The 16749-nt window shown below is 61.4% G+C and carries 18 protein-coding genes and 1 riboswitch; of the genes, 12 read left to right on the forward strand and 6 right to left on the reverse strand.

The genetic code is table 11. From position 1 onward, the window contains the following. Positions 1–79: 79 nt before the first annotated feature. Positions 80–184: riboswitch (TPP riboswitch) on the reverse strand. 568 nt (positions 185–752) lie between these two features. Beyond that, a complete protein-coding gene (locus IEW81_RS08665) occupies positions 753–1097 on the reverse strand; it encodes a DUF3140 domain-containing protein (protein ID WP_097059524.1) in 345 nt (114 codons plus the stop codon). A 728-nt stretch (positions 1098–1825) separates the two neighbouring features. Here IEW81_RS08665 and IEW81_RS08670 point away from each other — a divergent pair. From IEW81_RS08670 to IEW81_RS08695, 6 genes are all read left to right on the forward strand, one after another. Further along, on the forward strand, positions 1826–2854 hold the full coding sequence (locus IEW81_RS08670) for a helix-turn-helix domain-containing protein (RefSeq protein WP_097059526.1): 1029 nt from the start codon (positions 1826–1828) through the stop codon (positions 2852–2854). 138 nt (positions 2855–2992) lie between these two features. Continuing rightward, positions 2993–3922: an alpha/beta hydrolase gene (locus IEW81_RS08675; RefSeq protein ID WP_188732708.1), complete on the forward strand. Its 930-nt coding sequence runs from the start codon at positions 2993–2995 to the stop codon at positions 3920–3922. Between the two features lie 350 nt (positions 3923–4272). Continuing rightward, the gene (locus IEW81_RS08680; protein WP_188732710.1) at positions 4273–5247 is read left to right on the forward strand and encodes a sugar ABC transporter substrate-binding protein; all 975 of its coding nucleotides are present in this window, start codon (positions 4273–4275) and stop codon (positions 5245–5247) included. Continuing rightward, a complete protein-coding gene (locus tag IEW81_RS08685; RefSeq protein ID WP_097059529.1) occupies positions 5248–6003 on the forward strand; it encodes an ATP-binding cassette domain-containing protein in 756 nt (251 codons plus the stop codon). Next, positions 6000–7043: an ABC transporter permease gene (locus IEW81_RS08690; RefSeq protein ID WP_097059530.1), complete on the forward strand. Its 1044-nt coding sequence runs from the start codon at positions 6000–6002 to the stop codon at positions 7041–7043. The genes IEW81_RS08685 and IEW81_RS08690 overlap by 4 nt, the downstream gene beginning before the upstream one ends. A gap of 93 nt (positions 7044–7136) precedes the next feature. Next, positions 7137–7493 carry a MarR family transcriptional regulator gene (locus IEW81_RS08695; protein WP_097059531.1) on the forward strand — a complete coding sequence of 119 codons (357 nt, stop codon included), beginning with the start codon at positions 7137–7139 and terminating at the stop codon, positions 7491–7493. Between the two features lie 18 nt (positions 7494–7511). Here IEW81_RS08695 and IEW81_RS08700 read toward each other — a convergent pair whose 3' ends face one another. The 4 genes from IEW81_RS08700 to IEW81_RS08715 all read right to left on the reverse strand — a co-directional run bounded on the left by IEW81_RS08700 (position 7512) and on the right by IEW81_RS08715 (position 11678). After that, positions 7512–8312 carry an ABC transporter permease gene (locus tag IEW81_RS08700; protein WP_097059532.1) on the reverse strand — a complete coding sequence of 267 codons (801 nt, stop codon included), beginning with the start codon at positions 8310–8312 and terminating at the stop codon, positions 7512–7514. 39 nt (positions 8313–8351) lie between these two features. Then, entirely contained in the window at positions 8352–9299 is a 948-nt protein-coding gene (locus IEW81_RS08705) for an ABC transporter permease (protein WP_097059533.1), read from the reverse strand. Positions 9300–9393: 94 nt separating this feature from the next. Further along, on the reverse strand, positions 9394–10596 hold the full coding sequence (locus IEW81_RS08710; RefSeq protein WP_218839954.1) for an ABC transporter substrate-binding protein: 1203 nt from the start codon (positions 10594–10596) through the stop codon (positions 9394–9396). Next, a complete protein-coding gene (locus tag IEW81_RS08715) occupies positions 10593–11678 on the reverse strand; it encodes an ABC transporter ATP-binding protein (protein WP_427909971.1) in 1086 nt (361 codons plus the stop codon). The genes IEW81_RS08710 and IEW81_RS08715 overlap by 4 nt, the downstream gene beginning before the upstream one ends. Positions 11679–11795: 117 nt before the next feature. On the opposite strand from IEW81_RS08715, the gene IEW81_RS08720 reads away from it, so the two are divergent. The 5 genes from IEW81_RS08720 to IEW81_RS08740 all read left to right on the forward strand — a co-directional run bounded on the left by IEW81_RS08720 (position 11796) and on the right by IEW81_RS08740 (position 16027). Continuing rightward, entirely contained in the window at positions 11796–12599 is an 804-nt protein-coding gene (locus IEW81_RS08720; RefSeq protein ID WP_097059534.1) for a FadR/GntR family transcriptional regulator, read from the forward strand. Further along, on the forward strand, positions 12596–13423 hold the full coding sequence (locus tag IEW81_RS08725; RefSeq protein ID WP_097059535.1) for a PDC sensor domain-containing protein: 828 nt from the start codon (positions 12596–12598) through the stop codon (positions 13421–13423). The genes IEW81_RS08720 and IEW81_RS08725 overlap by 4 nt, the downstream gene beginning before the upstream one ends. A 31-nt stretch (positions 13424–13454) precedes the next feature. After that, the gene (locus IEW81_RS08730; RefSeq protein ID WP_229671315.1) at positions 13455–14192 is read left to right on the forward strand and encodes a DUF429 domain-containing protein; all 738 of its coding nucleotides are present in this window, start codon (positions 13455–13457) and stop codon (positions 14190–14192) included. A 207-nt stretch (positions 14193–14399) separates the two neighbouring features. After that, on the forward strand, positions 14400–15179 hold the full coding sequence (locus IEW81_RS08735) for an EAL domain-containing protein (protein WP_179691747.1): 780 nt from the start codon (positions 14400–14402) through the stop codon (positions 15177–15179). Beyond that, on the forward strand, positions 15179–16027 hold the full coding sequence (locus IEW81_RS08740; RefSeq protein WP_097059538.1) for a serine/threonine-protein kinase: 849 nt from the start codon (positions 15179–15181) through the stop codon (positions 16025–16027). The genes IEW81_RS08735 and IEW81_RS08740 overlap by 1 nt, the downstream gene beginning before the upstream one ends. A gap of 5 nt (positions 16028–16032) precedes the next feature. Here IEW81_RS08740 and IEW81_RS08745 read toward each other — a convergent pair whose 3' ends face one another. Further along, the gene (locus IEW81_RS08745; RefSeq protein ID WP_097059539.1) at positions 16033–16293 is read right to left on the reverse strand and encodes a hypothetical protein; all 261 of its coding nucleotides are present in this window, start codon (positions 16291–16293) and stop codon (positions 16033–16035) included. A 94-nt stretch (positions 16294–16387) separates the two neighbouring features. Between IEW81_RS08745 and IEW81_RS08750 the strand changes: the two genes are divergently transcribed. After that, a complete protein-coding gene (locus tag IEW81_RS08750) occupies positions 16388–16744 on the forward strand; it encodes a DUF7882 family protein (protein ID WP_229671316.1) in 357 nt (118 codons plus the stop codon). Positions 16745–16749: the final 5 nt, after the last annotated feature.

Below are 16749 nucleotides of genomic sequence, written 5' to 3' on the forward strand. Positions count from 1 at the left end.
GTGGAGTTTCGATCAATTCCGCGGGGAGGAGCCCCCCTGCCAAACTCGTCCAAAATTTTGGACGTGCGCAGCACGAGGGATCCTGAGATTCCCGACTCCCTTCGCCGGTACTAACCGGTGCAGGTTCGAGGGTCTGCGGCGTACCGCACTCTCAGCGCAATAAAGCGCTCCCCTGTCGTTCTTTGATGAGGTTACACGGCAATCAGGCCGCTGTGTCGACGCGGCACAATTTCGCAGGCCAGTGCAAGATCGACGGGAATGACATGAGGCGCCGCGCACCGCTCACTCTTTCCTGCCTGTGGGCGGACGGATCGGACCGAACGTGGTCGCAGTCGACGGACAACATTAGTTTTTCGGGATCCCGAGCCAATTTCGTATGAGCTCACGGCCGAAATGGGCGTCGAGTGCCACCGCTGCGTGCCGGGCCAGCAAGACCCTTGTCGTGACCGAACTCGACCGGTTGACATGTCCGCTTCGCGACGCAAATGGCACCGTCGACGATCCTCACCGCACCGCACCTCACCGCACCCCAAGCGAAGTGCAGCTCAGCATTGGCGTTTCCGTTCGCGGCCCAACCAATCAGGGTCGGCAGACCTCATTCTCGATGTCCTCGCCATGACTGCAGAATTCGAGGCCGACTTTATTCGAGTGCGCACCTGCGAACGGATGCAGCTTGCCAAGCGACCTGTCGATTGCGGGAGGAGCGACCCACGCTGTCCAGGGTGCGGGGCGGGGCCTGCTCCCTTGTCGCGTCATTTCTTCAGCGGATCATTCCCCCAGTTCATCAACGAGTATCGCCATCGTGAATGCTCGACATCGGAATCCGGCCCCTGTGCCCTGTGCCGCTTCACATAGCCGACCACCTTATGCATGTGCGCGACATCGGACGGGGTCAGATCCGCCTTCTTCGTGCCAAGAATCGTCACGATCCTGCGCCCGGACCTGTGCCCGACGGATTCCCCGCGGCCATCGTTTTTCTGTCCGACCTCCCTGGATTCGTCGGTGTCAAGCCACAGGGTGATCTCACTGGCGGTCATCGTGACGGCGGCTTTCCAGTCATCCCAGATCTCATCGAGATCGTTTGTTTTATCTGCCATAAATCAATCATTTCGCTGATGATGCACGGCAACAAGGGGTTGTCTGAGCCCCGCGCGTGATCTCCACTGTCACGAAAACTGTCGAACCCGCGGCCCGGCCGAAACTCCACGGGGCGGTGGGACGTGACCTATGCAGACCTGCCACGAATCGACACCAGGCTCGATCGCGTTGTGCGGAGGATCATGCTGCGCTCCCCGCCCGTGAACGCGACCTCACCATCCAGATCGCACGAGGCCGCTCTGAAGTTCAGTTCAAGAATCACGCGACAGCTGTCGGCGGCGTTCTCAATGTCGCGCACGAGCGCGTTTCCACTACTGATTGAGGGCCTGAACCATGTTCAAGCGGTGGCTCACCCTCCAGTCGTCGGGCCACGGGCAGGCAGTGCAACTCGATCCTGTTCGGGATCGGCTTGCAGCCGCGGCGATGGTCTCGGGAAAAGCCGAGTGCCCGCAGGATTCGATCGTCGACATACACGTACAGTGTGCTCTGGAAGGTCTTGAGGTCAGTGTTGACACAGGGGGTTACCGCCCGCCGCCGCCGATCAATGGCGTCCGCACGGCCACCACGCAGTTGAACGCACTAAATCAAGACATGCCCTGGTTATTTAGACCTGAATTAGCGCTCAGGCAGCAAATTCGGCGGGCCACATTCGACATGGAGGTCGGAATTGGAAGGTCTGCTACGGCGCCTGTCATCAGATGGATCTGAGGCAGAGAACGCGCTTCGCGTGATTGCATTTTTCGAACGTCTCGTTCAAGCGCGCGGAGGAGTCGAAGAATTGGTCCGCTCATCGGCACGCCTCATCGGAGCGCCCGCAGGATTCACGGACGAGTCAAGTCTGCTCAGCGCAGCGTTCGACGACCATGGGCACCGGATCCCATCTCAGCGTCCGCCGGGGGCTCTATCGAAGGCCGTCGCGAACGATCAGGGAACTTTTGGCACGGTATGGATCAATCAGGCCCCCGACAATCTCTCATTGAGCGAACTTGTCATCGAGAGGATGGCCCTGTCGGCCGCGATCATACTTGGCCGAACAGCGGACAGGCCGATGGCGGTGGAGACGAATGAACTGGCCAAAATACTCGCTCCTGAGTCGTCACGAGAGCAACGAACAATTGCGGCCCGAACATTAGGATTCCGAGCCGATTGGGCTATCAATGTTCTTGTCATCGATTCTGCCGCGCGCCTGGTCGACGCAGACCAATCAGTTCAGGACTGGGCAAAAAAGAACAATCTCCGGTCAACTCACCTTCAGATCGACGAAAAGTTCCTCGTCGCATTGGTGCACGACGTCGGCTCTGCGGTGACCCTGCCGCATCCCTCATGGGAGATGCTGTCGGCTTTTGGGTCGCGCACCGGCATTACGGAAGCACACGATTCTCTTGCCACGGCGATTCAAGCGATTCACCTGGCCTCCAGAGAACTTGGCCCAACCCACGTTGACTACGAATCGCTCGGTCCGCTAAGTCACCTTGTGGAGATCGATCCCCGGTCAGCAGGCTCGAGCCAGATGGTGAAGCAGCTCGTTTTCCTGAGCCAGTCAGATTCTGGCCGCGCGGAGATTAGAGCACTGGATGCGTTCTGCCGACACCGAAGCCTCCGCACCGCCGCGGCGGAGTTGAACCTGCATCACAGTTCCCTGGCGCATCGGCTGAAGAATGCCCAGCGCAAACTCAGCGTCGATCTCTCCAACTCGGAGGGACTCTTCCAGCTTTCCCTGTCGTTGGAGCTCTACCGGATCGCGGCGTGGTCGTAGCAGATTCGCCAAGTGTCGGACTATCTTCCACAACTCTGCGGACGCGGTGAGATAGCGCTGCTGGAAGAATCTAGTGACGCTTTGACCATGCAGTACCTGCCATATTTACAAGTTGCTGAAACGGAATGATTGCCGATGATGGACCCTGAACTCGCCGCAGCGAGCGTTCTCATGGAACGACCGGATATCGAGAACGAGGAGTCAGCACGCGCACTGGCGTTGTCATTGCGGGAATCGACATCATCTGCCGAGCGGGAGACCGCGGGTCAGGTCGTTTTCGAAGACCGCGAAATCGTCGCGTCCGATGGACACACGAGCATGATCGTGAGAATCTACCGCCCCACGAACTCCTCACGATTGAGGCCTGCAGTGGTGTTTTTTCATGGTGGAGCTTTTGTTCTCGGTGATCTGGAATCAGAACATCCCCGGTGCCTGCGCTACGCGGCGGAAGGGGGATGTGTAGTGGTCTCCGTCAACTACCGGCTCGCCCCGGAACATCCTTTTCCTGTGGGGGTGGAGGACTGCTACGAGGGCCTGTTGTGGACCGTTTCCCATGCCGCGGAGCTCAACATAGATCCAACACGGCTAGCAGTCGCCGGTAGCAGCGCAGGTGGTGCTCTCGCTGCGGCGACTGCACTCATGGCTCGCGACAGGAGCGGGCCAGGCATCGCGCTCCAAATGCTGCTCTACCCGGTTTTGGATGATCGTATGCTCACGGCTTCGATGGAGAAATTCTCGGACACACCGGTCTGGGATAGTCGGAACACCGTTGCCATGTGGCGGCAGTACTTGTCCGGTGAGGAAAGGGCCTCGAGTTACGCGGCTCCGGCGCGAGCAGATTCACTGGTCGGGTTGCCGAACTCCTACATCATGACGGCGGAATACGATCCGCTTCGAGACGAGGCAATCGCCTACGGGCTCCGCCTTCTGCAATCGGGCGTTTCGGTCGAGCTTCATCAGGTCGCCGGCGCCTACCACGGCTTCGACCAGCTGGTAGCGGACGCGGCGATCTCCCGCCGGGCGCTCGACGACCAGGTTCATCACCTGAAGCGCTTTCTCCGCGCCTGACAGGCGGCGCTCGGGGTGAAGGCCCCCGGGTTTGCCGCCACGGGGCCCGGATGCAGCATCGAGGGTGCCAGTAGGTTCATCAAAGCCCACTCACTGCAGGCAACACTGCACCAGATAACTCTGCACCAGGTAACTCTGCACCGGGCAACTGCCCTCCTTTCCTGCTTCGCCGGCGCAGCAAAGCAGGATGATTGGCTGCACCACCCTCTCGGGTCTAGCGTGATATCCGAGGGTGATCCGCCAATCGTCGGAATTACATTCACTCGGGCGCGGATGCGGGTCTGGGGTCGGGCTGGGAAACTGGGGCTACTCGACGGGCCACAGCCCGAGCGCGCTCAAAGGAGAGAAAATTGAAACTACGCATCGCCGCCATCGTGGCATCCTCGGCCACTATTTTGCTCATCGCCACCGGTTGCAGTGTTCCTTCCGACACCGCTGGTGGTGGTGACAGTACCGCGGCCCCGACCAGGGAAATCAAGAAGATCTTCTTCTCGAATATCCTTCCGTCCTACCCGCCATTGGCAGAGGCCGACAAATGTTTCCTGGCTGAGGCGAAAAAACTTGGCATTGAAGCATCCACGTCAGGTCCGACCGGTCTGTCAACGGACAACGCCAAGAGCATCGACCTCGTCTCTCAGGCCATCGCCACCGGCTACGACGCCATCGTCATGCAGCCGATCGACAAGGCACAGTTCACGCCCGTGATGGAGCAGGCGCAGGCGGCTGGAATCCTTCTGGCCACAATGAACACCGGGGACACCACGGATACGCAGGACTTCACGATCGGAACCGACTATGCCATCCAGGGCGCGACCATCGGTGAGGCAATCTCCAAACGTTCGGGGCAGCAGAATATCGGGATCATTGGTAACGCGCCAACGGGCACACACCTGCTCTTCACCAATGGAGTCAAGGACGGGATTGAGAGCCAGAAGCTCGACAACGTTAAATTCATCGTGGATGCCTTCGATGATGGCGACCCGAACAAGACCGTGGACGTCGTCAACCAGATGTTGACAGCGCACCCCGAGATCAATGTCGTGTTGTCCTGGCAGGGGTTGTCAGCGGCGGGAATCATGACGGCGATCAAGGAGAAGAACGCCGGCGGAAAAATCGTCGGCGTCACGAATGATGTGACGCCGGAAGTTGCGCAGGGCATCAAGGACGGAATTCTGTTTGGGACCTCGAAGCAGAATTTCTGCCAGATGGGAATCGGCGCTGTCGACAATCTCGTCGCCATCAGTAAGGGCGAAAAAGTTGCCAAGGCCATCGATTCCGGGATCACTTTCGTAACCAAGGACAACATCGACAAAGAAAGCAACTAAATGAACGCTGCTGATCGCTCAACACCGGCACTCGAGCTGAAGAACATCACCAAAAGATTCGGCAGAGTGACTGCTTTGGAGGACGTAAATCTCACGGCCTATTCCGGAGAGATTCTGGCAATCGTTGGGGACAACGGTGCTGGGAAATCAACCCTCATTAAAGCGATCAGCGGCGTTCATCATCAGGATGACGGTCAGATCCTCGTCGATGACCAGCTCGTCAGCCTCTCCAGCCCCGCAGATGCTCGAGCAGCGGGAATAGCCACGGTGTTCCAGGATCTCGCACTCGTCGAGTGTCTCGATGTCTCGACAAACATGTTCCTCGGGCAGTTCCCGCGTCGCGGATGGTTCGTGGATCGTCAGCGAATGGATACCGAATCCCGCCGTTTCCTGGACGAACTGAAAGTTACCGTGGCCGACGTCCATACACAGATTGGCATGCTCTCCGGCGGTCAGCGACAGATTATCTCCATTGCTCGCGCCGTTCGCTCAGGCGCCCACACCATCCTCCTGGACGAGCCCACCGCGGCGCTGGGAGTGCGTGAGACACGACATGCAGCAGACATCATCTCGAACCTGCGCGATTCGGGCAAAGCGGTCATTTGTGTCAGTCACGACATGGAATTCGTCTTCACGACCGCCGATCGCATCCTGGTCCTGAGGCTGGGGAAGGTTGCTGGCGTCAGGGAGGTCTCCGCGACCACACGTGAAGAAATCATTGGGCTCATCACCGGAACGAAGCAGGAGGCAGCATGACAATCAGCCCAGAATCTCCAGCTGATCGTGGTCCGGAGAATACTGTCCCGAAAAATACTGTCACCTCCGCAGCCTGGGGATGGGTTGTTCGGCAGGCCCAAAGCCGAGCACAACTCGCCGGTCTCGCCGGTGTGCTTTTGGTCTTGATCATCGTCTTCCAGATCGGAAACCCGATCTTTCTGAGCAGCGGCAACATCATGGAGATGCTCCGAGCGACGACGCTGTATTTCATCGTCGCCTGCCCCATGACACTGATCCTTGTCAGCGGCGGTATCGATTTCTCCGCGGGAGCCCTCTTCGCGACCGGCGGTGTCACCGCCGGACTGCTGATGGTCCTGGGGATCCCCTGGCCGGTCGCCGTCATCATCGGCATGGCGGTCGGCGGCGCACTGGGAGTCGTGAACGCTTGGCTGTCCGTACGGCTACGGGTGCCGCCGCTCATCGCGACCCTCGGTATGTTCTTCACCGCGAGTGGGATTATCACCGTCATCACCGGCGGCAACAGCATTTATGGTTTCCCCAAAGCGTTCACTGACCTCGGCCAGGGTTTCCTGCTGGGCATTCCGTTTCTTGTGTACTACGCGGTCGTCATTGGCGTCGTTTTCTGGATATTGCTCGAGAAGACATCGCTTGGCTATGACGCTCGCGCGGTCGGTGGCAATCGAGCGGCTGCGTCTGCCAACGGCATCCGCGTCGGACGACACGACTTCATCGTCTACGGTCTCGCCGGAGCGGTCGCGGCTCTTGCCGGCATCATGGGCGCTGCTCGACTGAGCTCAGCAAACCCGGCTGCGGGAGGCACCGCCCTCACCTTTCAGGTCGTCACAGCCGTGATCATTGGCGGGACAAGCCTTTTCGGCGGCATTGGAAGCATCGGAGGCAGCGCACTGGGAGCGCTGCTATTCGCCGTAATCAACAACGGCCTTGTGATCATCAACGTGAACTCCTTATGGCAGAACATCTTCGTCGGCGTGATTCTCGTCTCGGCGGTAGCGATCGATCAGGCTCGACGGAGGCGACAGTTCAGTTCTCGCCGATAATCCGGGTTCGCGGCGGAGGCCGCGAGTGCACTCCACACTCCCGGAGTCTCTCGGCAGCGGAGCTGCTTGTCGCATGAGATGCAGCCATGACGAATGCCGACGTGCTGTCACGATCTCTTCGATCCCTTAATCGCGCGTCGGCTCCACATCAGCACCGGGTCGGCGACCGAACTCGCCGACCGACTCGAACGATCGGGACACATCAGCCGCACCCGTGAGGGCACCGACCGCCGCCGCGTCCAGTTGGTTGCACAGCAGCATGCCGTGGGCCGGATCCTGGGAGAGCTCGGGCCCCTCTTCGTGGACCTCGACAACCTGTCACAAGAGTTCAGCGCGGAGGAGCAGGCGGTCATCCAGCACAATCTGCGTGGTGCAGGCGATCGACTGCGTTTCCATGCGGCGACTCTGAGCGCAGCTACGCACGTGGGGGATCTTCCGCACAAAGGTTAGAGCGTCGAGGCGAAAGGGCTATCGCCGGGTTTGCTCAGAACCGGCGATGCGCTGGGCAATATAGATCGGGATGACGGACACCACGACGAGCACGACGGCGATGACACTGACCACAGGCGCCTGGTTCGGGCGGAACAGATTATTGAGGATCCAGATCGGAAGCGTCTCGACACCGCCTCCAATGGTGAATGTCGTTACGACGATCTCGTCGAAGCTCAGGGCGAATGCCAGCAGCCCCCCGGCGAAGAGGGCGGAGCGTAGTTGCGGGAAAGTGACGAGGCGGAAGGTCGTCCACAGTCCGGCGCCGAGATCTGAGGAGGCCTCCTCGAAATTCGTGCCCATACGCCGCAGTCTCGCGAGCACGTTGTTGAAGACGGTCACGATGCAAAATGTTGCATGCGCGATGATGACCGTCAGGATCGTGAGCTTGAGGTCGAGGATGGTGCGAAATGCATTGTTGAGAGCGATTCCTGTGACTATTCCGGGAAGAGCGATGGGCAGGATCACCAGCAGGCTGACCGTGTCGCGGCCAAAGAATTGGTAGCGCTGCAGGGCGATCGAGATAAGCGTGCCCAACACGAGCGCGATGATCGTCGATGAGAGAGCCACGAGCACGCTCGTCCAGAGCGCCTCGAGCGCACCAGCATTCCGGAACGCCTTGCCCCACCACTCCAGCGTGAAGCCCGGCGGCGGCCAGACCAGATTCTTCGACGTGCTGAACGAGTTGACGAGCACCACGAGCAGGGGCACGTAGATGAGCGCGAGCACAAGCCCGGTGATCGCGCCGAGCGTGACTTTCGAGAGCCTGCCGAGTCGCATCCGTCGTCCTGATTTCGGTTGGTCCTGAGCCCGCTGGCCCTAGAGGTTGTTGAGCGCACCCGTGCGGCGCACGGCTGCGAGGTACACGAACATGATGACGATCGGGATAAGCGCAATGGATGCCGCGAGTGGCAGGTTGTTCGCAGCTCCCACGTTCGTGTACACGAGGTTGCCGAGAAGTTGGTTGGTTCCCCCGACGATGTTGACGGTGATGTAGTCCCCGAGAGAAAGGGAGAAGCTGAAAATCGATCCGGCGATGATTGCGGGCCACAGCATCGGGAGTACAACCAGTCCCAGCGTTCGCCACGTCCTGGCGCCGAGATCACTCGACGCTTCGAGGAGGCTGTCTGGCACCCGCTCGAGCCCCGCGTAGATCGGCAGGATCACATAGGGCAGCCACAGGTAGCTCAACGTGATGACGGTTGCCGGAAGCCCATATCCTGGGCTTTCAATACCAAACGGCGCGACGACGAAGTCCCACAATCCGTCCTGCGAAAGCACCGAGCGCCAGGCGTAGGCCTTCACGAGGTAGCTGGCCCACAGGGGCATGAGTACGGCGATTACGAGTATGCGCTGCAGGCGTGGCGACGCTACTTTGGCCATGAAGAAGGCGATCGGTAGCGCAATGACGATGTCGACGATTGTCACGAGAATAGCGACGCCGACGGTGCGTAGGGTGACAGTCTGGTACAGCGATCCCGTCACGACGGCGACGATATTGTCCAACGTCCACGTCTGGCTGATCTGGCCGGTGAAACTGTCGACAGTCCAGAGAGCCGTGATGAGCAGAGCGGCGAGCGCGGCAACATAGACAAGACCCAGCCACAACAGCGGCGCCGAGAGCAGCACGGCGAGCCTGAGCCTGGCATGTCGCGATAGGTAGGTCGATGCGCGTCTCGCCAGCGTGATGGATGGCGCGGCTACCCGATCGCGCGCGGGATGCGTCGGCGGGGTAGAGGTATCGGCCTCTGGTGCCTTGCTGGTCATTCTGACCCTCTCAACAGCGGGTGATGGCGGAACCGGAGGTCGGAGTTCGCATCCTCACCAGGATGCGGACTCCGACCTGCTGGATCAGTCTGGGTCAGCCCTTGATCTCGCTCCACGCGGCCGTCCACTGCGAGTAGTCGGTGCACGTCACGTCGGTACGACCGTCGAGGCATTTCTCGATCGGGGTTGACCAGTACCAGAGCTTGCTGGCGAATTCCTCGTCACCCGCGTTGAAGGCCTCGCACGAGCCCTCAGTGCGAAACTCGCACGCGGCCTCATTCGACGGTGCCTCGCCGAAGTACTCGGTAGCCTGCGCGTTCGCTTCCGGGCTCGCGATGTAGTTAAGCCACTCGTAGGCGCAGTTGGGGTTCTTGGCCTCTGAGCCGATCATCCACGTGTCAGACCATCCGGTGGCTCCCTCATCGGGGAGGACGACCGCGGTGTTGCCTGTCGTCACCGAGTTCTGGATGACCTGCCAGGTCGTGCCGACAACCGAGTCGCCAGTTTCAAAGGCCTGGATCTCTTTGAGGTAGTCGGACCAGTATTCGCCGACGTTCGCGCGCTGCCCCTTGAGGAGGTCGACGGCAGCAGCAAGCTGGGTCTCATCGAGAGCGTACGGGTTCTCGATGCCAAGCTCCGGCTGGTGTGTCATGAGATAGACCGCCGCATCCGCGATGTAGATCGGCGAATCGTACGCGGTAATTTTGCCGGCGTATGGGGATGACTTGTCGAACACCACGTCCCATGAGGTTGGTGCAGGGCTCACGACATCCGTGTTGTACATCAGCAAGTTCGCGCCGTATCCGTGCGGGATTCCGTAGGACTTGCCATCGACGCTGTTCCACGATTGCATTTTCAGGAAGTCGTAGATGCCGTCATAGTTGGGGATGAGGTCTGTGTTCACGGGCGCCACGTCCCCGGCGGCGACGAGTCGAAGCGATGCATCGCCCGATGCCGCAATCACGTCGTACTCGCCGGTCTTCATGAGGCTGAAGGCTTCGTCAGACGTGCCATAGGTCTTCGAGGTGACCTCGCAGCCTGTGTCTTCCTCGAACGCGGTGACCCAGTCGACCGTGGGATCGTTGCTGCCGTCTTCCACGTATCCGGGCCAGGCGAGAATGGAGACCTGGCCTTCACCAGCACCGACCTCGTCAGCCGCGGTGGTGGGGCCGGCCGATCCTGACGTTGTGCCGCAGGCGGTGAGCACCGCTATGGAGGCCACTGCGACTGCCGCGAGCGCCGCTGAGCGTCGCGCCGAACCAGCGGTCATCCGACGCGACGAGTAGTTCAGGTTCATCTCGATCTCATTTCTATGGGGGTTTTTTCAGAAGGGGCTGTGGGAGGGGTTGTTGGTGATTGAAGGGAGATGACATCGGCATCGCGCCATGACGCGGTGACCCGCGCGCCGCGGTCGTGATCGCTGAAGCGCTCGCGACCGTACGGGGCAAGAACGGTGATGCGCTGGCCAGCGTCGAGGTCGACCAGGATCCGAGTGTTGGTTCCGAGATAGATGACCTCGGCGATCGTCCCTGGCGCGGTGATGCCGTCGGCGGTGTCTCCCACGGTGAGTCCAATGCGTTCCGGGCGGAGGGAATGGGTTCCGCGGCGACCGAGGAGCGCCAGCGATACAGCATCATCGAAGATATTGGATGTACCGACGAAGCTCGCGACGAACGGCGACACCGGCCGCTCGTACAGTTCAGCCGGCGTGCCCAGCTGTTCGATGCGACCGTTGTTGAACACGGCGATACGGTCGCTCAGGGTGAGGGCTTCCTCCTGGTCGTGGGTGACGAAGATGAAGGTGATGCCGAGGCTGCGCTGCAGTTCTTTGAGCTCGACCTGCAGCTGCTCGCGCAACTTGAGGTCCAGCGCGCCAAGGGGTTCGTCGAGAAGCAACGCCTTCGGTTCGACCACGGTCGCCCGTGCCAGGGCTACGCGCTGGCGTTGGCCGCCGGAGAGTTGGGTGGGCTTTCGGTCGGCAAAATCCGCCAGGCGCACACGGTCGAGTGCTTCCCGCGCGCGGGCGTGTCGCGTGATTCGACTCATTCCTCTCACGCGCAGACCGTACGCAACGTTGTCGAGAACGCTCATATGAGGGAAGAGCGCGTAGTCCTGGAACACGGTGTTGACGTCACGGTCGAATGGGGCGACTGTCGTGACATCTCGACCGAACAGGGACACTGTGCCGGAGGTCGGCTGTTCGAATCCCGCGATGAGGCGTAACACTGTGGTCTTGCCCGATCCGGACGGCCCGAGCATGGAGAAGAACTCGCCCTCGGCGATCTGAAGATCGACACCGTCTACCGCGGCCATATCCCCGAACCGTTTGGTGAGCGCGGAGAGCTCGATCGCGACAGGGCGCGATGTGTGGTCGATCACCGGTGATCCTCCTTGGCAGCCGTCTTCTCTGACGCCTGAAATGAATCATATGGAACTAGATGTTCAAATGGGAAGCAGGAATGTTACAGTCATGCATCAGCTTCGAGGTCGTGACCCATGCCGCGCTCCATCCGCTCGTCCAGTCTCGCAAGAGTCGCCGTGTTCGCTCCCCTGACGGGGTCGGGCAGGGCCGCCATCGTGGAGCAGCGACTCACCGATGCGATCGTGCTCGGCGTGCTCGACGACGGGGAGCGACTACCGCGCGAACTCGACCTGGCTCGCAATTTCGGTGTGGCCACCGTGACGGTGCGAGAGGCTCTCGAGTCGCTGCGCGAGAAAGGTCTCATCAGAACGACACGAGGTCGCGACGGTGGCAGCTTCGTCATCTCGGGCGGCCACCGCCACGCGGCGATCCTGCATTCCAGAGTGCGCTCGCTCTCTCGTGTCGAGTTGCGCGATATGGGTGTCTACTATTCAGCAATCGCCTCGAGCGCGGCCGAGCTCGCGGCAGACCGGACGTCAGCAGACGATGTCGATAACCTCAGGCGCATCATCGGAACGATCGATTACGACGATGCCGGCGCGACTCGACGCGGCGAGGGCACATTCCACCTCGAACTTGCCGCACTGAGCCAGTCTGCACGACTCGTACGCGAAGAAGTGAGGCTCCAGGCCGAGTTCGGCCCACTCCTTTGGCTCAGCATGCACGATGTCGATTGCCGGAGTCGATCCCGGGTTGCGCACGCGCGCATCGTCGAAGCGATCTCACGCGTCGATGGAGACTCCGCTCGACGACTGGTCGCGAACCATGTGGGCGATGCGCTTGAGTGGCTCGTAGAGCACAAGGCTGGACTGGAACGCGCGGCAATATCGTCTGTAGATCATCCCGATTCGGGTGACATGAAGGAGGCCGCACCATGACGGTTACGACGAAGGGACAGCACACATCGCTCCCCGACCGTGCCACAACCGAGTGTCTCGATGCGGTGATGACGACGGTATGCGATCTCTTTGGGCAGCTCGATGGTTGGCGGGCGTCGATCGCCGCCTTCGACGAGTCGGCGGTTACGCGCACCAGCGCGGCGATCGACGAACTCGTAGAGAGGCTCGTCGTCGGCCCGTTATCGGAACCGTCTGCGGCGATCATCGGAGCCGGGTTTGTCGCGCAACCAGGATTCGTGAGCGATGCATACTGGCATCTGGCGTGGTGGCTCGGTGAAGGCAACACGCTGCGTGCAGGCCTCGGTGATTCGGTGGGCGCGACTCGTCGCCTCGACGCTGAGACAAATCCGACATCCGAATCATTTCGCGATTACACGGCTCTCGAATGGTGGCGGGTGCCCGAACGGACAAGGTACCGCCACGTCACGGGCCCCTATGTCGACTACCTGTGCACAGACGACTACACGCTCACGCTCTCCACTCCGGTGTATGCCGATGACAGACTGCTCGGAATGGTCGGCGTTGACATCTACGTCAAGCGAATCGAGTCGATTCTCATGCCATGGCTGCTCGGGATCGGTGCTGTGGCGACGATCGTCAACGCATCGGGCAGGGTCGTCGCGTCGACAGATCCGCACCGCGCGGCGGGGTCGATCCTGCGCATCGACGGACTGGGGGAATACCTGCACGCGCGTGTGCGCGACGAGGCTGGGAGTGGCTCGAATAGAGCCGTGAGGCTGGCTAGCGGCGGAATGGTGTACGACTGCGTCGGCACCACACTGGCCCTCGTCGTCGGGCATTGAGCACATCCTGGGGGTCACGACCGTGATCACCGTGGGCGTTGATCTGGCGGCGGAGCCGAAGAAGACGGCGATCGCCGTCGTCGAATGGGCCGGGTCGAGGGCGGTTGTGCTGCAACTGCAGCTGGGGGTCACCGATTCAGAGATCGTCGACATGTCGGTCGACGCCGCGAAAATCGGCATCGATTGCCCGTTCGGGTGGCCCGACGAGTTTGTGGATTTCATCGTCGCTCACTCGCGCGGAGAGATCGCTCCACGGGAACTGGCCGGATCAGACTGGCGCCGTCGGCTGGCCTATCGCGACACTGACCGGTTCGTCAGGGAGCAGGTCGGCCGGTGGCCGCTCAGCGTGTCAACCGACCGGCTCGGTCTGACGGCGATGCACTGTTCGGAGTTGCTCGCCGCCTTCGAGGCTGACGGGAACGTCGTCGTCGACCGGTCGGGAGAGGGGCGATTCGTCGAGGTCTATCCGGGGGCTGCGCTGCGGGTCTGGGGCATTTCCGTCGACGGCTACAAGACCGAACTGCCCGCGCGAGCCTCTGCCACCGCGCACCTTCGAGCCGCCGCGCCATGGCTCGACCTGAGGGATGAACACGTCGCCCTCATGTCGAGTTCTGATGATGCCTTCGACGCGGTCGTCGCCGCATTCATCTCCCGGGCAGCCGCGCAGGGCTCGACGTACGGCATTCCAGAGCAGTCTCGCGAGCGGTCGGCACGAGAGGGATGGATGGCCCTTCCCTCGCGCCCGATCACGACGCTTGTCGGCCCCTGAGTCGACCCGTTGCGCAACGCACTCCCAGCCTCTAAGCTGCGGCGCTGCGGGGCCAAAAGCAACGGATAACGCGGCGAAAGGGCCGCTGCAAGAACGCTTCCGGCATTATAGACATGCTGGCCCCCTCGATTGGGACATTGTCAGCGCAGTCTGCACGGGAGATCATCGTTCTATGTCGATCTACAGGGTCACGGCGGCGTGAACGCGGTGGACGAGCGCGTTCGATCGCAGCTGGCCACCGACCTGCCCGGCGCGTCAGCACGCGGTGAGATCGTCGCGTTCTATCAGCCGCAGATCGACATCGCCAGCGGAGCCGTCGTGGGAGCCGAAGCGCTCAGCCGGTGGTTCCACCCACGGCTCGGGCTGGTCTGCCCCACGGTCTTCATCCCGTTGGCTGAGGCCCGGGGTAGCATCGTCGAGATCGGCGATCATATGCTGAACGCCGCGTGCGAGTTCGGCGTCTCGAGTGCTCGCGGAGGCGCTGCGATTGACATCTCGGTCAATGTTTCTGCCATCCAGCTGCGCGACGGGAATTTCGCGGCAAAAGCACTCCAGACCGCCACCCATCACGGCCTGGATGCTCGCCAGCTCACCATCGAGATCACCGAAAGCCAGGCCGTGCAGAACATCGCCGCGGTGGGAGACAGCTTCGACCTCCTGCGCCTTGCCGGCGTGACAGTCTCGATCGACGATTTCGGCCGCGGCCAGTCATCGGTCGACCAGTTACTCGCTCTGCAGGCGAACGAGCTCAAGATCGACCAGAGCCTGGTCCAGAATTGCGCCGCAGATTCCCGCACCCTGCTCGCCGCGGTCATATCCTTCGCTCATGACAAAGGGCTGCGTGTCGTGGCTGAGGGGGTCGAGACGCCCGCGCAACTCGCTGCGATGACTGTGCTCGGCTGCGATCGAGCACAGGGGTATCTCATGGGACGCGCGATGCCCGCCCGCGCCTTCGACGAGTTCATCACCGCTTCACGGTCGCTGTGATGCCGCACAACCAGCGCATCACCGACGCGCCGCTGCTGCTCAACCGCTACCGGCCACTGAGGATCCTCGCCCGCGGAGGTTCATCGTCGGTCTATCGCGGTCGCGACGAGATTCTCGGGCGGGATGTCGCCATCAAACTCTTCAACGCCGGTGCGATCGCGGATATCAGGAAACAGCAGGAGGAACTGAGGATGCTCGCAAGCCTCAGTCACCATGGCGTCGTTGCCGTCATCGACGCGGGGATCGACGACTCGACGCCGACCGATCCTCGTCCCTTCATCGTCATGGAACTCGTGCGGGGGATCACCGTGCGCCAGGCCATCGCGGGCCGCGAGCTCTCGGCGCGCGAGATCGGCGAGATCGGTTTCGAGATCGCCGAGGTTCTGGAGTACATCCACCACCGGGGGGTGATCCACCGTGATATCACGCCCTCCAACATCATGCTCGTCGACTACGGAACCCAGCATTCCCGGCCGCGGGCGCGGCTCACCGACTTCGGGATATCCATCGACACTCTGTCCCATAAGAACGAGTCGGAAGAGCTGTTCGGCACGATCGCCTACGTGAGCCCCGAGCAGGCGCTGAATGAGCCGCTCGGGCCCGCATCCGACATCTATTCGCTCGGTCTCGTGCTGATCGAGTGCTTTGCCCGAGAGGTCGCGTTTCCGGGGACCCCTGTCGTCTCGGCTGTCGCCCGCATGACGCGTGACCCCGAGATTCCGCCATGGGTCGACGCGAGACTGTCGCCGATACTCGCATCGATGACGCTGCGCGAACCCGATGGTCGGCCCTCGGCCGGGGCGCTGATCGAGGCGCTCAGGGCAGCCCTGCGCGCCTCGCGCGACTGACGCTGTTAGAGCCCTTCGGCGTCGAAGCCAGTGTCGACGTTCGACGTCAGGGTTTCGGGCTCGGCCTCGGCGACCTCGATCTGCGCCCAGACCACCGGCATTCCCGGGGAGAAGAGAATGTCCAGGCCCGGGCCTCCGCGCAGTGGAGGCACTGTCACATAGCCTCCACCCGCTTTGATTGCCTCGAGGATGCTGGCCTTCAGGGTGTCGATCGGAGACGGCAGGAAGTAGTCCCTGCCGTCTACGGTGAGCCGGTGAATGATCATCGAAAGCCTGTCTGGTGGGTGGCGGTTAGCGGCTAACGCTATCGCTATTGGCCGGTCCGCGGTCGAACGCTGTCACAGCGGATCAGAGGCTGTAGTGTTCGATATCGACGGCCATCCCAGAGCCGTGAGATCGACCGGAGGTCTGGCCGTGGGAATCCTGCACTACAGCGGGGAAGAATTCGAGTTCGATGATCGAATTCTCACCCATTTACAGGTTGTCATCAGCACGAAACTGCGTCGCAAGGAAGACTTCTTTCTCTCCTGGCCCGTGCCTGCGGATCGCGGAAGCGGCCGGCACGCCGTGTGGATAGACAATGGCGTGCCGATCCATTTCTTCTACAGCGGCTCGCGCCACGTGTCTATCAACCGCGAGTGGCTCGAGTCGATGATCGCCGGCGCAGGCCGGGCATCCGGTCTGTTGTTGACGGATGAGCCGTCGCCACCGAGCTGAAACGC

Origin of the sequence: Salinibacterium xinjiangense (assembly GCF_014645015.1) — a bacterium.
GTDB classification, from domain to species: Bacteria; Actinomycetota; Actinomycetes; order Actinomycetales; family Microbacteriaceae; genus Rhodoglobus; species Rhodoglobus xinjiangensis.

Excerpts from the sequence above, each read along its gene's own strand:
- IEW81_RS08690 (WP_097059530.1), top strand. The coding sequence starts at position 6,000 with ATGACAATCAGCCCAGAATCTCCAGCTGATCGTGGTCCGGAGAATACT.
- IEW81_RS08685 (WP_097059529.1), top strand. The coding sequence starts at position 5,248 with ATGAACGCTGCTGATCGCTCAACACCGGCACTCGAGCTGAAGAACATC.
- IEW81_RS08665 (WP_097059524.1), bottom strand. The coding sequence starts at position 1,097 with ATGGCAGATAAAACAAACGATCTCGATGAGATCTGGGATGACTGGAAA.
- IEW81_RS08695 (WP_097059531.1), top strand. The coding sequence starts at position 7,137 with ATGCCGACGTGCTGTCACGATCTCTTCGATCCCTTAATCGCGCGTCGG.
- IEW81_RS08720 (WP_097059534.1), top strand. The coding sequence starts at position 11,796 with ATGCCGCGCTCCATCCGCTCGTCCAGTCTCGCAAGAGTCGCCGTGTTC.
- IEW81_RS08740 (WP_097059538.1), top strand. The coding sequence starts at position 15,179 with ATGCCGCACAACCAGCGCATCACCGACGCGCCGCTGCTGCTCAACCGC.
- IEW81_RS08710 (WP_218839954.1), bottom strand. The coding sequence starts at position 10,596 with ATGAACCTGAACTACTCGTCGCGTCGGATGACCGCTGGTTCGGCGCGA.
- IEW81_RS08705 (WP_097059533.1), bottom strand. The coding sequence starts at position 9,299 with ATGACCAGCAAGGCACCAGAGGCCGATACCTCTACCCCGCCGACGCAT.
- IEW81_RS08725 (WP_097059535.1), top strand. The coding sequence starts at position 12,596 with ATGACGGTTACGACGAAGGGACAGCACACATCGCTCCCCGACCGTGCC.
- IEW81_RS08675 (WP_188732708.1), top strand. The coding sequence starts at position 2,993 with ATGGACCCTGAACTCGCCGCAGCGAGCGTTCTCATGGAACGACCGGAT.
- IEW81_RS08700 (WP_097059532.1), bottom strand. The coding sequence starts at position 8,312 with ATGCGACTCGGCAGGCTCTCGAAAGTCACGCTCGGCGCGATCACCGGG.
- IEW81_RS08745 (WP_097059539.1), bottom strand. The coding sequence starts at position 16,293 with ATGATCATTCACCGGCTCACCGTAGACGGCAGGGACTACTTCCTGCCG.